This window comes from Pseudomonas sp. RL_5y_Pfl2_69, assembly GCF_963970465.1.
Classification (GTDB): Bacteria; Pseudomonadota; Gammaproteobacteria; order Pseudomonadales; family Pseudomonadaceae; genus Aquipseudomonas.
Window position 1 is genome coordinate 290,281 of record NZ_CAXAOU010000001.1, and the last position, 14,221, is coordinate 304,501.

At 55.3% G+C, this 14,221-nt stretch carries 15 protein-coding genes; 9 read left to right on the plus strand and 6 right to left on the minus strand.

What is annotated here, in order from left to right; translation table 11 throughout:
• Positions 1–3 precede the first annotated feature (3 nt).
• The 3 genes from gcvT (at position 4) to AACY07_RS01340 (ending at position 2,299) form a co-directional block, all read left to right on the plus strand.
• Positions 4–1,128: a glycine cleavage system aminomethyltransferase GcvT gene (gene gcvT / locus AACY07_RS01330; RefSeq protein WP_339473171.1), complete on the plus strand. Its 1,125-nt coding sequence runs from the start codon at positions 4–6 to the stop codon at positions 1,126–1,128.
• Between the two features lie 377 nt (positions 1,129–1,505).
• Positions 1,506–1,718: a cold-shock protein gene (locus AACY07_RS01335; protein ID WP_019822293.1), complete on the plus strand. Its 213-nt coding sequence runs from the start codon at positions 1,506–1,508 to the stop codon at positions 1,716–1,718.
• Between the two features lie 92 nt (positions 1,719–1,810).
• Positions 1,811–2,299 carry an RDD family protein gene (locus AACY07_RS01340; protein WP_133077672.1) on the plus strand — a complete coding sequence of 163 codons (489 nt, stop codon included), beginning with the start codon at positions 1,811–1,813 and terminating at the stop codon, positions 2,297–2,299.
• A 148-nt stretch (positions 2,300–2,447) separates the two neighbouring features.
• On the opposite strand, the gene AACY07_RS01345 is transcribed toward AACY07_RS01340, so the two are convergent.
• The 4 genes from AACY07_RS01345 to rpoE form a co-directional block, all read right to left on the minus strand.
• Complete coding sequence (locus tag AACY07_RS01345; protein ID WP_219262916.1) at positions 2,448–3,869, minus strand: DegQ family serine endoprotease; 1,422 nt, start codon at positions 3,867–3,869, stop codon at positions 2,448–2,450.
• A 179-nt stretch (positions 3,870–4,048) separates the two neighbouring features.
• Entirely contained in the window at positions 4,049–5,011 is a 963-nt protein-coding gene (locus tag AACY07_RS01350; RefSeq protein ID WP_339473173.1) for a MucB/RseB C-terminal domain-containing protein, read from the minus strand.
• 8 nt (positions 5,012–5,019) lie between these two features.
• Complete coding sequence (locus AACY07_RS01355) at positions 5,020–5,610, minus strand: sigma-E factor negative regulatory protein (protein WP_133077675.1); 591 nt, start codon at positions 5,608–5,610, stop codon at positions 5,020–5,022.
• Between the two features lie 31 nt (positions 5,611–5,641).
• On the minus strand, positions 5,642–6,223 hold the full coding sequence (rpoE, locus tag AACY07_RS01360; RefSeq protein ID WP_048359852.1) for an RNA polymerase sigma factor RpoE: 582 nt from the start codon (positions 6,221–6,223) through the stop codon (positions 5,642–5,644).
• Positions 6,224–6,731: 508 nt separating this feature from the next.
• Between rpoE and nadB the strand changes: the two genes are divergently transcribed.
• The 6 genes from nadB to AACY07_RS01390 all read left to right on the plus strand — a co-directional run bounded on the left by nadB (position 6,732) and on the right by AACY07_RS01390 (position 13,479).
• On the plus strand, positions 6,732–8,339 hold the full coding sequence (gene nadB, locus AACY07_RS01365) for an L-aspartate oxidase (protein ID WP_339473174.1): 1,608 nt from the start codon (positions 6,732–6,734) through the stop codon (positions 8,337–8,339).
• A 303-nt stretch (positions 8,340–8,642) separates the two neighbouring features.
• Positions 8,643–8,864: a hypothetical protein gene (locus tag AACY07_RS01370; protein WP_338648684.1), complete on the plus strand. Its 222-nt coding sequence runs from the start codon at positions 8,643–8,645 to the stop codon at positions 8,862–8,864.
• A complete protein-coding gene (locus AACY07_RS01375; RefSeq protein ID WP_339473175.1) occupies positions 8,861–9,718 on the plus strand; it encodes a DUF4123 domain-containing protein in 858 nt (285 codons plus the stop codon). The genes AACY07_RS01370 and AACY07_RS01375 overlap by 4 nt, the downstream gene beginning before the upstream one ends.
• On the plus strand, positions 9,715–10,488 hold the full coding sequence (locus tag AACY07_RS01380) for a hypothetical protein (protein WP_339473177.1): 774 nt from the start codon (positions 9,715–9,717) through the stop codon (positions 10,486–10,488). Before AACY07_RS01375 ends, AACY07_RS01380 begins: the two co-directional genes overlap by 4 nt.
• A gap of 12 nt (positions 10,489–10,500) precedes the next feature.
• Positions 10,501–11,277, plus strand: coding sequence for a hypothetical protein (locus tag AACY07_RS01385; RefSeq protein ID WP_339473178.1), 777 nt, complete (start codon positions 10,501–10,503; stop codon positions 11,275–11,277).
• 12 nt (positions 11,278–11,289) lie between these two features.
• Positions 11,290–13,479, plus strand: coding sequence for a lipase family protein (locus AACY07_RS01390; RefSeq protein ID WP_339473179.1), 2,190 nt, complete (start codon positions 11,290–11,292; stop codon positions 13,477–13,479).
• A 10-nt stretch (positions 13,480–13,489) separates the two neighbouring features.
• Here the strand turns inward: AACY07_RS01390 and AACY07_RS01395 are convergent, their stop codons facing one another.
• Both AACY07_RS01395 and AACY07_RS01400 read right to left on the minus strand, forming a co-directional pair.
• Entirely contained in the window at positions 13,490–13,942 is a 453-nt protein-coding gene (locus AACY07_RS01395; protein ID WP_339473181.1) for a protein YgfX, read from the minus strand.
• The gene (locus AACY07_RS01400; protein WP_003440597.1) at positions 13,926–14,180 is read right to left on the minus strand and encodes an FAD assembly factor SdhE; all 255 of its coding nucleotides are present in this window, start codon (positions 14,178–14,180) and stop codon (positions 13,926–13,928) included. Before AACY07_RS01400 ends, AACY07_RS01395 begins: the two co-directional genes overlap by 17 nt.
• Between the last annotated feature and the right edge of the window lie 41 nt (positions 14,181–14,221).

Consider the following 14,221-nt stretch of genomic DNA (forward strand, 5'->3'; position numbering starts at 1 on the left):
GGAATGTCCACCGAACAACTGCTTAAAACCCCGCTGCACGCACTGCACCTTGAACTCGGTGCCCGCATGGTGCCATTTGCCGGCTACGACATGCCCGTGCAGTACCCGCTCGGCGTAATGAAAGAGCACCAGCACACCCGTGAACAGGCCGGGTTGTTTGATGTCTCCCACATGGGCCAGATTCGCCTGACCGGCGCTGACGCAGCCAGGGCACTGGAAGCCCTGGTACCGGTCGATATCGTCGACCTGCCAGCTGGCATGCAGCGCTATGCCATGTTCACCAACGAACAGGGCGGCATCCTCGATGACCTGATGGTTGCCAACCTGGGTAATGATGAGCTGTTCCTGGTGGTTAACGCCGCCTGCAAGGATCAGGACCTGGCCCATCTGCGCAAGCACTTGAGCGCCCACTGCCAAATCCAGCCGCTGTTTGAAGAGCGCGCCCTCCTCGCCCTGCAAGGCCCGGCAGCCGTCGACGTGCTGCAACGCCTGGCACCTGAAGTGGCAAAAATGACCTTCATGCAATTTGCCCCGGTGACGTTACTGGGCGCTGACTGCTACGTCAGCCGCTCGGGTTATACCGGCGAAGACGGCTTTGAGATCTCAGTCCCTGCTGATCGCGCCGAAGAGCTGGCTCGTCGCCTGCTGGCGGAGCCAGAAGTGCAGGCAATCGGCCTGGGCGCTCGGGACTCCCTGCGTCTGGAAGCGGGCCTGTGCCTGTACGGCCACGACATGAACGACACCACCACGCCGATTGAAGCCAGCCTGCTCTGGGCCATCTCCAAGGCCCGCCGCGCAGACGGCCCTCGTGCCGGTGGCTTCCCGGGCGCCGAAACCATCTTCGCCCAGCAGCAGAACGGTGTTGCGCGCAAGCGCGTGGGCTTGTTGCCACAAGAACGTACACCGGTGCGTGAAGGCGCTGAAATTGTCGATGCCGACGGCACCGTGATTGGCACCGTTTGCAGCGGCGGCTTTGGCCCGACCCTGGGCTCGCCTCTGGCAATGGGTTATCTGGATATCGCGTTCACGCCAGTGGACACTGAAGTCTGGGCGATCGTGCGAGGCAAACGCGTACCGATGAAAGTGTCGAAAATGCCGTTTGTCGCGCAACGTTATTACAGAGGTTAAGCCCTCACTCTAGCGCGTTGCATGTTCCTGATACTTTCAGGGCATGCAACTGCTAAAACCGCCTTTAACTTTCGATAGCGAACACACTGTTTTAAACACGAAAACAATTGAACCCGCCTATGATTAACCTGCACTTATAACTTCATCGCCTATGTTAATAACCCGGTTTACGGGGTTATTCGAGGGGCTTGTTTTTTCAATTCCAGTTTCGTAGAGTTTGCCCACTGTGTTTGCATGGGTCGCTGGAATCGTGACCTGGGCAGTAGCTCTAAGTTTGCTACACCCGTTCTGCGTCTCTTACTTTCCTGCAACCCAGCACCAGTACTCTTTCATGTGAAAGAGGCTGTCATTAATTGTTAGCGTCAAGGAATTAAGAAATGTCCCAACGTCAGAGCGGTACCGTCAAGTGGTTTAACGACGAGAAAGGATTTGGCTTTATCACCCCGGAAAGCGGTCCGGACCTGTTCGTGCACTTCCGTGCCATTCAGGGCAACGGCTTCAAAAGCCTGAAAGAAGGCCAGAAAGTGACCTTCATCTCGGTTCAAGGCCAAAAAGGCCTGCAGGCTGACGAAGTTCAAGCCGAAGGCTGATCTCGTACACAAAAGCCTCTGATGGTGACATCAGAGGCTTTTTTATGGCTGTAATTCCGTAAGATGGCGTTTTTCCTTCACGAGACCCTGCCATGTCGAAACAACCACTTAGACCCCAAGGCGATTTTCCCGCCGTTGGCCTGGGGCGCCGCCTGGCAGCCATGTTCTATGACTTTCTGCTGTGTACCGCCCTGCTGATCGTCACTACCTTTATCTACAAGCTGATCATGATGAGCTTTATCGGCGAAGCCAAAATGAGGGCGCTGTCAGAAGCCGGCGCTCTGGATGGCGACCCGCTGCTCTCAACCATCCTGTTCTTTGTCCTGTTCGGTTTTTTTGCCAAGTTCTGGACTCATTCCGGGCAAACCCTCGGCATGCAGGTCTGGGGCATACGCGTACAGAACGCGGACGGCACGGCCATCAGCCTGTGGCAGGCCTTGCTGCGCTTTATCGTCTCTATCGGCTCATGGCTGTGTCTGGGGCTGGGGTTCATCTGGTCGGTATTCGACAAGCAAAACCGCACCTGGCATGACATGTATTCCAACACTCAGTTGGTACGGATCCCCAAGCCAAAGAAATAAAAAAAGCCCGTATCTCTCGATACGGGCTTTTTTGTTACTGCGTTGCATTTCATGACTCTGTAGGAGCGGGCTGCTTGAAGATCCGAAGAATCTTCAAGCAAGGGTTGCTGCGCAACCCATAGCAGTCTTCGGCAGCGACTACAGAGACTTACTCCGCCAGCTTGAAGGTAATGAAGCTGGCGCGACCCTGGCGCAGAACCCGCATCGAGACTGAACGATTCTTCGGCAATGCCTTGGCAATCTCAGTGAACTCCTTGCCGTTGGTAATCGCCTGATTGTTCAGATGAGTAATCACGTCGCCTGGTTGCAGGCCGATCAAGGCAGCAGGACCGTCCTGAACGTCAGTGATGATCACACCGCCCTTGATGTCGTTGGCTTTCTTCTGCTCTTCGCTCAGGTCCGCCACGGACACACCCAGACGGTTGCTGCTTTGTTCGGCACCGGTGCCCGAAGCAATGTCTTTCGCGTCATCGGGGATGGCACCGACAGTCAGGTCCAGGTTTTTGCGCTTGCCGTCACGAATCACTTCAAGCGTTGCCTTGCTGCCGGCCTTGAGTGCGCCAACCAGATGCGGCAAATCTGCCGACATGACGATCGGCTGGCCATTCATGCTCAGAATCACGTCGCCGACTTGCAGACCGCCTTTGGCAGCCGGACCGTTATCCAGTACCTGGGCTACCAGTGCACCGGCAGGTTTTTCCAGACCGAAGGACTCGGCCAGGTCCTTGTTGACCTCTTGAATCACCACGCCCAACCAGCCACGGCTAACCTTGCCGCCAGCCTTGAGCTGGTTGGCAACGTCCATCGCCACATCGATAGGGATTGCGAAGGACACGCCCATGAAGCCACCGGAGCGGGTGTAGATTTGCGAGTTGATACCCACCACTTCGCCCGCCAGGTTGAACAGCGGACCACCCGAGTTGCCCGGGTTGATCGGCACGTCTGTCTGGATGAACGGTACGTAGCTTTCATTAGGAAGGCTGCGACCGATGGCGCTGATAATGCCTTGGGTCACGGTGTGGTCAAACCCGAACGGTGAACCGATGGCAACCACCCACTGACCCGCCTTCAGGTCCTGGGACTTGCCCAGCTTCAAGACAGGCAGGTTTTTGCCTTCGATTTTCAGCAACGCAACGTCGGAACGTGGATCCGTCCCCACCAGCTTGGCTTTCATTTCACTGCGATCAGACAAGCGCACGATGATTTCATCGGCGTCCGCCACCACGTGGTTGTTGGTCAGGATGAAGCCATCCGGCGAGATGATGAAGCCCGAACCAAGGGACTGGGCTTCGCGCTGGCGACCACCTTTGCCACTTGGCGGCATGCTGCGCTCAAAGAAGTCACGCAGGCCAGGCGGCAACCCTTCCAGGTCTGGCATTTGCCCCATGCTTGAGACCCGGCGTTCCGGCAGCTTTTGCGTGGTGCTGATATTCACTACCGCTGGCGAGGCTTGCTCGACCAATTGGGTGAAGTCAGGTAACTGCGCTTCTGCCATGACTGGCACTGCCTGCCCGAGCATCAGCACGGCTGCAAAAATAGGTAAATACGATTTCAATCGAGGCATCGACATACAGCTCCCGTTAGTAACTGCAGAGTTAAGCGACAGGCACCAAAAAACAAGACCAAAGCATAGACCGTTTTTTAGGCCCCGGAAAACAAACAAGGCCAGAGCCCGCTAGGGCCCTGACCTTCATAAAAAGACAATAAAATGGCAAATCAAAATGTGTCACCCGCCATGTCGGAGCAACCCTATGGTTTGGTCTGCGTATCGTCTTTACCGACACGCATCGAGAGCGCAATACGCTCTGCGGTCCCCAAAGGAATTTCACCGACCACAGTGGCCATCATGTCTCCCTCGGGAGTACTCAGGTGCCGAGTAACCGCAGCTGTAGGCCCCAGTTGGACACGGGCATCGGGAACGGCAGCGCCCTGCAAAGGTTCGAGAAACACAGAGAAGCGCGTCAAGCCATCGTCATACAAAAGACTGGTGACTTCAGACTTGGTCCGGGGATCACGATGCACTGTGCTGCTGACCTGCTCGAAACCGGGCGGCAGCCAGTCGGAGTGCCAGACATGAGCCGTGTCAGCGACAGGTGCTGCAGTATCAGCCACCGTAACCGGGCGGCATTTGCCTGCAGGCGTCAGCTGATTGTCATCAGGGGGCGTCGTCACCAGGCTTGTAAACTGGTAACGCTCAAGCAACTGGCCCTTGTCATTAAGCAACAACGACTTGAGGGGCAAACCGGTTTCACGATCCAGGTACAACTCAAACCCATAACGGTGCTGGTCGCGAGGGGCGAGTGAGATCACCACCACCGGTCGACCTGCAACCCTGGAGTCACCCTGCTTTGTGACGGAGTACCAGTCATTGAGCTTCTGGGCATCGAACTGTCTTGCCGGGACGGCAGTGACATCTCCCAACGCCGAGGCCAACTTGCCAGTGACACATTCAGTGCGCCCATCCGTACGAATGACCTCTTGAGCAGAGCCATCCAACTGCATCAAACGTTCGCGAACTTTCCCATCCTGCACACGGTGCCAGATGCTATGGGTAGAAAAACTACCGTTACGCTCGTAAACGAAAGTGCCTTGATAGCTGTGCTGTTGCTCGGCCTGCCCAAGACGTTTGAGCCAGTCCTGGGCTTCATCGGCGTGGGCCGGTACTGCAAACCAGCCACTCAGCAGAAGAGGTAGCAAAGGTAGGACGCGCATGTTGGTCCTTAACGGTTTTCAAGGCTCGCGGCACGAGCATACGGCAGCGGGCTTTCAGCCCCTTTCAACGCGGCTTGCTGTGCATGCTGACGCAGGTAGCCTGGCAAGCGCTGATCCTGCCAGCCTGGCTGGCCTTGCAGAACACCGTTGGCCATAGGGCCTGTAGCCTTATCGGAGCTTTCGCTGTAGTTGGCCAGTACCGCCGGGCCTTTCGCCATCGGCGCACTCAGGCTCTGCACAGCGTTCTGCTGAGCCAGCTGATTACCGACGATGTCATCCTGGTTGTACAGCCTTACACCCGCCAGAACAGCGACGGTAACCGAAGCGGCTACGGCCAGACGACCGATGCTGCGCCACGGGCCACGCACGACCTTGACCGGGGTTTGCTCTTCGGCCAGCGCGGCCGAAACGGCAGATGCGATGTCCAGGCGCGGAATCAACAGGTCCTTGTGCATCACAGCACGGGCCACCTGATAACGGGACCAGGTGTCACGGGTTTGTGTGTCGTCAAAGGCATTCAATACCCGACGTAGTTCCAGTTCGTCCGCTTCGTTATCCATCACTGCGGACAGCGATTCCTGCAGGGCTTCACGACTCATGGCGGTTCCTCTCTTGGCTGTCGCCGCTGTCTCAGTTTTCCTGCAACAACGGCTGCAGGGCTTTATCAATGGCTTCCCGAGCGCGGAAAATCCGGGAGCGCACGGTACCCACCGGACACTGCATGACGCTCGCAATGTCCTCATAACTCAGACCATCAAATTCACGTAAAGTTAACGCCGTACGCAAATCTTCTGGCAGTAACTGAATAGTGCGATGAACGGTGCTTTCGATCTCGTCACGGAGCAAAGCGCGCTCCGGCGACTCGAGATCCTTGAGACCATGATCACCATCGTAAAACTCGGCATCTTCCGAGCTCACATCACTATCCGGCGGACGTCGACCCCGTGACACCAGGTAATTTTTCGCCGTATTGATGGCGATGCGATACAGCCATGTATAAAAGGCGCTGTCACCGCGAAAATTACCGAGTGCCCGGTAAGCCTTGATAAAGGCTTCCTGGGCTACGTCCTGGGCTTCATGGGTGTCGTGCACAAAACGCACGATCAACCCGAGAATTTTGTGCTGATACTTCAACACGAGCAGATCGAATGCACGCTTATCGCCACGCTGTACGCGCTCGACCAGCTGCTGATCCTCTTCCTGGGCTAGCATGAATACTCCTCATAAGACCGGGAGGAAGATTGCTTTGCTAAATGATCAGGCTTGCAAACATAGACTCGGGCTTTACACAAAAGTTCTCTCCCCCCTGGCAAGTTTCCTGCGTGCTCGGATTTGGCACACACGAAAACGCAGCTCGGGCCTGGCCGGCTGCGTCAATAATCTTGTCGTCACATTCCGCTGTCAGGTCGAAACACAGACCCCGCATCAATCTGGACGCCGTACCCCTGCATCAAGGGCAGCCCTTAATGGAACCCCGGACCGTACGAAAAGTTCAATATCTTCGTACGCCATCGATGGCACCACACCAGCGCAACAGACCTGGCGTTACCCCCAGCCCTGATCCCCCTTGCAGATTTTTTGTGCAAATCAACATGCAGACCCATCGAGTCTGAGGCACACTTTGCGCCCGCTGTAATTTCACAATGCCATAAAGGCCCGGCCATTGTGCCGATCCCCCCCTCTATATACTAGTGGGCGCTTTTTTGCGGATGTCAGAAGAATGAGCCAACATTTTCAACATGATGTGCTGGTGATTGGCAGCGGCGCTGCCGGCTTGAGCCTTGCGCTCACGCTACCCAGCCATATGCGTATTGCGGTCCTCAGCAAAGGCGATCTGGCCAATGGTTCGACGTTCTGGGCACAGGGCGGCGTAGCCGCAGTACTGGATGACACCGACACGGTGCAGTCTCACGTCGAAGACACCCTCAATGCTGGCGGCGGGTTATGTCATGAAGACGCTGTGCGCTTTACCGTCGAGCACAGCCGCGAAGCCATCCAGTGGCTGATCGATCAAGGCGTCCCCTTCACCCGTGATGACACCGTCGATCCCGAGCAGCCCGGCTTTGAGTTTCACCTCACCCGTGAAGGCGGCCACAGCCACCGGCGCATCATCCATGCGGCGGATGCCACGGGTGCCGCCATTTTCAAGACGTTGCTCGAACAGGCGCGCCAGCGACCCAATATCGAACTGCTCGAACAGCGCGTCGCCGTTGATCTGATTACCGAGCGTCGACTGGGCCTGGAAGGCGATCGCTGCCTGGGGGCCTATGTACTGGATCGCGCCACGGGCGAGGTCGACACCTTTGGCTCGCGCTTCACGATTCTGGCCACGGGTGGCGCGGCCAAGGTGTATCTGTACACCAGCAACCCGGACGGCGCCTGCGGTGACGGCATCGCCATGGCCTGGCGCTCGGGGTGCCGCGTGGCAAACCTGGAGTTCAACCAGTTCCACCCTACCTGCCTGTATCACCCGCAGGCCAAAAGCTTTCTGATCACCGAAGCGCTGCGGGGCGAAGGCGCACACTTGAAGCTGCCCAACGGCGAGCGGTTCATGCAGCGCTTCGACTCCCGGGGTGAACTGGCTCCACGGGATATCGTCGCACGCGCCATCGACCATGAAATGAAGCGTCTGGGCATCGACTGCGTGTACCTGGACATCAGCCATGAGCCCGAAGCATTTATCAAGGCCCACTTCCCGACTGTCTATGAGCGCTGCCTGACATTCGGCATCGACATCACCAAACAGGCCATCCCGGTGGTGCCTGCGGCGCATTACACCTGCGGGGGAGTGATGGTCGACGAACATGGCCACACGGACGTACCAGGCTTGTACGCCATTGGCGAAACCAGTTTCACCGGTCTGCACGGCGCCAACCGAATGGCCAGTAATTCACTGCTGGAGTGCTTTGTATACGCCAAGTCAGCGGCGGCCGACATTCTCGCCCAACTCCCTGAAATCGCTGCGCCCGCAGCCCTGCCAAGCTGGGATGCAAGCCAGGTTACCGACTCTGACGAAGATGTGATCATCGCCCACAACTGGGATGAACTGCGGCGCTTCATGTGGGACTACGTAGGCATCGTGCGCACCAACAAGCGCCTGCAACGCGCCCAACACCGGGTGCGCCTGCTGCTGGACGAAATTGACGAGTTCTACAGCAACTACAAAGTCAGCCGCGACCTGATCGAACTGCGCAACCTGGCACAAGTCGCCGAATTGATGATCTGCAGCGCCATGGCGCGTAAAGAATCACGCGGCCTGCATTACACCCTGGACTATCCAGAGATGCTGGCGCAGGCGAAGGATACGATCCTGACCCCGACCCGGTGAGGCACGTCAGGTACGAGAACGCGGCACCGCTCGAGACAGCGTTGCCGCGTTTTTTTCACGGTGAACAACAGTCCCACCTGCAGCCAGGACAAGCGCGTCAGAGCGCAACCAGTCTGGCAACGCCCGCTCAAGCAGCATCCTGAATTAGCGACAGTTCCGACAAGAACTAGGATACGTCCTACATATTTAACATCTAAACATTGCTAGCTTTTTCGGTTTTAGCTTTCCACGCGCACTACGGGCCAATCGTTCGCCTGCTCTGTGCCTGTGGTCCGCGCCATATGACTGAAAAAGGAACACTGGATGTTCAACCCACGCCCTCAAACCCGTTTCAACCTGACCGCAAGCGTCTTCAAGCACCCTTCCTTCACCCACCAAAAATCCTTTAGCGCGCCCTCTTGTTTTGATCTGGAACGGGTCACCGAACGTGCAGATCTGAATATCGAAAGCCTGCAACCTCAAGTCCTTGAAAAGGGCCTTTCCAGCAAAAAAGGTGTTTGCCTGATTGAAGGAGCCGCAGCATGACCCAGATTGCGGCACAACAATGGATGGCCGAGCAACGCCACCTCGGGCGCTCTGTATGTTTGATTCTGGACTCACTGGACGAACTCACCGCCCGTAACGGCCTGTTGAACAACAAGGCATCTGAGCTGTATTGCAGCATTTACCGCGAAACGCCGGCTGCCGATATGGCAGACAATGGGCCTTTTCTGTTCCTTATCGACAACCCTGAAGACGAGCACTTGAGCGAGTTGCTCAAAGCGCCGGAAAGGAATTGGGGCTGGCTTGCCAGTATTGCTCCTGAGCCAGGATTACAGGCGCTGGTCAAACATTGGCGCGAGCGCATGATTTTCGGCGTCCAGCCCCATCGAGGGGTTTATCGTTTCCATGACAACCGGGTGCTGGCCCGCGCCCTGAAGCACTTAACCACTGCAACGGTTGCGGGGTATTTAGGACCCGCGATCAGCGTCTGCTACTGGCAAGGGGAGTTCTGGGAAACACTCGGCAACCCGGCACCGGGTAACTATCCAGTTCCTGAAAGCCCTGTCTGGAATGACTTTCCCATGGAGGCCGATCAGCGCGCCAGCACGCGCGAGGCCAATGCCCACCGCTACCTGCTGGCCAGGCATCTTGAAGCCTATGCCCGAATTGCCGAACAACAAGACCCGGAACTATGGCTCAGCACTCTATTGGCCCAGGCCAACACCTGGGGTTGGCAGGCGTCTGAGCAGTTGGAGTTTTTGCTCGTTCAGCGTTTAAAGGCTACCACTGACCCACTTGCACAGCGCTGGGAGGCGCGCCCTGGTGAAAGTCCTGATGCTCATTTCCAGCGGGTTTTTCAGGAAGTGCAGTTTTGGCAAGGTGATGGCCCTTTATGAAAGCAGTAATTAAAGCGCTGTTCCTGGGGACCTGCGCACTGTCGACGACTGGATGTTTTGCTGGCAAGTCAGACAGTTTTATTTTTACGGCTGATCTGCCTCCAAATTTTGCTTATTACGCAGTGGCCAAGTACGCGCCCGCCAAGGGAGAAACTTGTACGGTCACCCTTGATGACAATCCATACCTCGGTTTCAACAGAGAGTGGCGAACAGCATACAAGCCAGAATCTGAAATACCGATTTACCGCACAGTCAAAGGCTGCCGACTAGCCATCTATAAAATTGACCTGGAAATCAATGCCACTTATAGAGCTGACTATGGAAACTTCAGCGGGGACACAACTTCCATTGCTATCAGAGAGGAACTGAAAACTCAATACAAAGGAACTTTTGATACTAATGGCGAAAGCGCCATACATGGTCAATGCCAATGGCTGTTTCGGACAGTAGGCCCCAAGCGATATATAAGAAAACTCCTCGACTGCAAAAAAATTGACGATAAAGGCTTGGTGACTAAAGGACGCCCCGTAGGGGCTTATACCTTGGATCAACTGCCGAGTAAAACCGTGAAGCTAAAAATCAAATTGGCCGATGAAGAAAGACCTGGATGGGGAGATACATGGGTTAAGTTCCCTAATGGTTGGAAGCGTTGCATGGGGAAAAGCTTTGAGGATCAACGCGCTTATTGTCACGGCAATTACAAAGACTTCAGCAGCTTTTTGATGCCTGACGGGCGCAGCTGCACTATTTACCCCGGCTGCACAGAATAAGGAAATCATTCAATGTCACTAATATTTAAAGGCGGCGTTTTGGGTTCTTGTGTGGCCCTGGCAGCAGGGTGCGTTATGGGCAAATCGGAAAGCTTTATCTTTACGGCTGATCTGCCTCCCAATTTCACTTATGAAGCAGTGGCTAAATATGCCCCCATCAAGGAAGAATCCTGCACCGTTAAAAAGCCTCATGTCGGCTACAACCAAAGATGGCGCCTTGGCCATAGAGAAATATACAAACTCGATCAAGAAATCCCCATCTATCGGACTGTAGAAGGCTGTCGGGTCGCCATCTACCGCATTGAACTCTTCATCTATGGTTCTTATGGAAAAGACCGTGGAGATTCCAGTAGAGATTCAGCGATGGTTATCATTCGCGAGGAACTGGAAGAACAATATAAAGAAACTTTTGATGTCAGTGGAGAAAGCGCCATAAACGGTCAATGCCAATGGCTGTTTCGCACACAAGGGCCAAAACGTCGACTATCCAAGGGGCTCGACTGCAAAAAAATTGACGATCAAGGTTTAGTGACAAAAGGACGACCCGTAGGGGCTTATACCCTGGATCAACTACCGGGTAAAACTGTGAAGCTAAAAATAAAGTTAGCCGATGAAGAAAGACCCGGCTGGGGAGATACATGGGTTAAGTTCCCTAATGGTTGGAAGCGTTGCATGGGGAAAAGCTTTGAGGATCAAGATGCATATTGCTTCGAAAACCACAAAGACTTTAGCAGTTTCAAAATGCCTGATGGGCGTAGCTGCACTATTTATCCGGGCTGCACTGAATAAGGACACTAAAATATGACCCCTTTTGATGAAGAGGTGAAACACCCGCTGAACAGTCGTATGTTTGCCTGTCCTACTCAAGGCAAATGGACACGTTTTCAGTTGGTTGACGAAAATGGCGAAGGGCAACCTTATGCTGGACTTGCCTATAAGGTAATCGATGCGGAAGGACAGGTATACGAGGGTAAATTAGACGGCACAGGAACAGGCAAGGTAGAAAACCACTTTGCAGGTCCAATAGCTTTGATTTTAGAAGCGCATTATCAAGGGCAAGAGCTGGCCTATGTACGCCGAATACAAAGGCCCCACTACCCACTTCCAATAACTGACCTCCAGGTTCGTGCCGAACAAACCCGTTACTTTCATAACGACGGTTCACGCACTCAAAGCAACCCAGCACAAGCCTGTGCAGATTTTTTCTGCCAGGTTGAAGTTCGTCATCTGGTCAAACACGTCGCACATTTACCGCCCGAGGTTGAAGCTCACTATCCGCCCAATAAACACTGGGCCAAGCTGATGCGCGAGCATGGAAGACAAGGCGTCTGCCTACTTCCAAACAAAAATAACGTACTGGAAGTGCGCCCTTTACGGGCCCTGCGCCCGATGCTCTCCACCGACTCGCAGTTCTGTGCGTTGAATCTGTATCAGCTCGCCCTTATGGCCACCTTGAGCTACAACCCGTTTGGTCAGGTGCCTGAGAAGCCGCCCATCAGGGCGAAAACTGTAAGTTTCCCTGTACAGCCGAGCATGGGTAACTGGTTTGGCGACGCTCTGGCCAAGTTTGATGAAATCTGGAAAGTAGACCCTGGGCAAACCAGTGCCCACTACCCGCTATATGAAGATGTACCGTACTCAAAACGCCTGGAAATCGTGCCGTTTGATCCTGATCTGTACCCATCGAATAGCCCGGATCTGGAAGATAAACAAGAACACCCGGCCAGCATTCACTTTCTCGATGATCTAGAACAAATTAATAGTACCGACACCCAAGCCTTTATCACCCATAACGACGAGTTGGTGCTAATTTCTGTGCGTGGTACCAGTGAATTACTCGCAGATGCGCTTCGAGACGCCGATGCTTTCCAAACCCCTTTTGGAAAAGAAGGCCTGGGCAAGGTCCACCGTGGGTTCTATGACGCTGCGCTGAAAGTCTATGAGCTTTCGATTAACTATCTCGAAAAGTTCTACACCGGCCAGAAACTGATCATTTGCGGCCATAGCCTAGGCGGTGCAATCACCTTGCTTCTATCGAAAATGCTGCGTCGTCGAGCTGACTATGATTACAAGATCGTGCTGTACACCTACGGCGCCCCAAGAGCAGCAGACAGCACTTTTGTAAAAGGCGCTGCCGACCTGGTGCATTACCGCATGGTCAACCATAACGACCCGGTACCCAGCGTGCCGGCACCCTGGATGAACACCAAGCCCAGGGTGTACCTCCCGGGAGCGGCACTCACTTTCTTTAACGCGCCTCTGGGCATCGCAGGCTTTGTCGCGGGCATTGCCAACTTGACCGGCGAGCCTTACGAGCATCACGGCACCTTGCAACACTTTATGCCGGTAGCGTTCGGCGCAAACAAAATGTCCTCGATTATGTGGGAACCCGGCTGCGACACCATTACCGAGCATGCGGCCTGTACTCTGGCCATTCATCAGAACAATGGGCTACCTGAAAGGTCGGGGTTCATTTCCCAGATTTTTGACTCGGACAACCATTCAATGGTCGGCGGCTATATCCCCGGTTGCTGGGCTGCCCTGCGGCGCTGGCAAGAAGCCCTGAAACTCAAGCGCTCTCTGGTGACCTATGATGAGTTCGAGCACATCAGAATTGCTCTGGCAACAATCACCGAACAACTGCGCTCCAAGCGCCGCATGCTCAGCGACTCTCCTACCCCCTACAACCGGGCCATCGAACTGACTATCGATGCGCTCAATCGTGAGATCGACAAGGTACACATGACCTTCGAGCGCTTGAAACGCCTGCAGCAAAGCACAATCAACGAGGCCCGTGTTTACGGCGCGTTTTCAACACAGCCCGACCTGCTGTCAGAGTGCCTGTTGCGCTGGGATGCTCATCCGGAAAACAAGGTGCCGGAACAACTGGCCATGGCCCCCACCGCAGACGCCAATGACGAACGGTTGGGCTTGCTCCACGGACGCGTCATTGGTACGCCCTTTACCGTCAGTATTGATTCACTGTTCTAGGCCCTGGGCACTATTCGGGTGCCAGCCACCTACACCGACTGAACTTCAGTCGCACGCGCAAGCGTCGGTGCTGATCCGGCGCCAGCGCATCTGCCGGGATGCACACCGCCCGCGCCCGCCACTCATCGCGTACACGAAAGCGCACGATCACGACCCAGGGCAGCGCCAGGCTGTCACGGCGCAACTGCACGGCCTGCCAGCCCTTGTCACGACTCCATAACTGCCAACCATCGGCATCATGGCGCAATCGGATTACGGCACTGGCGTGGGTCAGTCGAATATGCCGTGGCAGCGCCCAAACCCCATGGGCCAGGCACAACAAAGCGCCAAGCACACGTGCCCAGACAGGTATTGAAAGAAGGCAGATTGAGATCAGCGCCAGGGTCTGGGCTGCAAGATAAGCCGCCAGCAATTGCCCGCAGGCATGCCAGCGGCATTCAAAATAATTACTTGGGCTGGACACGATCCAGAATCATGCGAACCATGCGCTGCAGCTCAGGGTCTTCAGACTCGGCGCGCTCCATGAACCAGCCAAACATGTCCTGGTCTTCACATTCCAGCAGCTTGCGATAGCATTCGCGGTCCACGTCGTTAAGGGTGGCATACACCTCCTTGACGAAAGGCACCAGCAGCACGTCCAGTTCAAGCATGCCGCGACGGCTGTGCCAGTAGAGACGATTGAGTTCAACATCTTCGACCATGGAGCGCTCCTCAAATAGAGCGCAAGTATACAGGCCGATCC

Coding starts and splice junctions, on each gene's coding strand:
- gcvT (WP_339473171.1), top strand. CDS start 4: ATGTCCACCGAACAACTGCTTAAAACCCCGCTGCACGCACTGCACCTT.
- AACY07_RS01335 (WP_019822293.1), top strand. CDS start 1,506: ATGTCCCAACGTCAGAGCGGTACCGTCAAGTGGTTTAACGACGAGAAA.
- AACY07_RS01340 (WP_133077672.1), top strand. CDS start 1,811: ATGTCGAAACAACCACTTAGACCCCAAGGCGATTTTCCCGCCGTTGGC.
- AACY07_RS01345 (WP_219262916.1), bottom strand. CDS start 3,869: ATGTCGATGCCTCGATTGAAATCGTATTTACCTATTTTTGCAGCCGTG.
- AACY07_RS01350 (WP_339473173.1), bottom strand. CDS start 5,011: ATGCGCGTCCTACCTTTGCTACCTCTTCTGCTGAGTGGCTGGTTTGCA.
- AACY07_RS01355 (WP_133077675.1), bottom strand. CDS start 5,610: ATGAGTCGTGAAGCCCTGCAGGAATCGCTGTCCGCAGTGATGGATAAC.
- rpoE (WP_048359852.1), bottom strand. CDS start 6,223: ATGCTAGCCCAGGAAGAGGATCAGCAGCTGGTCGAGCGCGTACAGCGT.
- nadB (WP_339473174.1), top strand. CDS start 6,732: ATGAGCCAACATTTTCAACATGATGTGCTGGTGATTGGCAGCGGCGCT.
- AACY07_RS01370 (WP_338648684.1), top strand. CDS start 8,643: ATGTTCAACCCACGCCCTCAAACCCGTTTCAACCTGACCGCAAGCGTC.
- AACY07_RS01375 (WP_339473175.1), top strand. CDS start 8,861: ATGACCCAGATTGCGGCACAACAATGGATGGCCGAGCAACGCCACCTC.
- AACY07_RS01380 (WP_339473177.1), top strand. CDS start 9,715: ATGAAAGCAGTAATTAAAGCGCTGTTCCTGGGGACCTGCGCACTGTCG.
- AACY07_RS01385 (WP_339473178.1), top strand. CDS start 10,501: ATGTCACTAATATTTAAAGGCGGCGTTTTGGGTTCTTGTGTGGCCCTG.
- AACY07_RS01390 (WP_339473179.1), top strand. CDS start 11,290: ATGACCCCTTTTGATGAAGAGGTGAAACACCCGCTGAACAGTCGTATG.
- AACY07_RS01400 (WP_003440597.1), bottom strand. CDS start 14,180: ATGGTCGAAGATGTTGAACTCAATCGTCTCTACTGGCACAGCCGTCGC.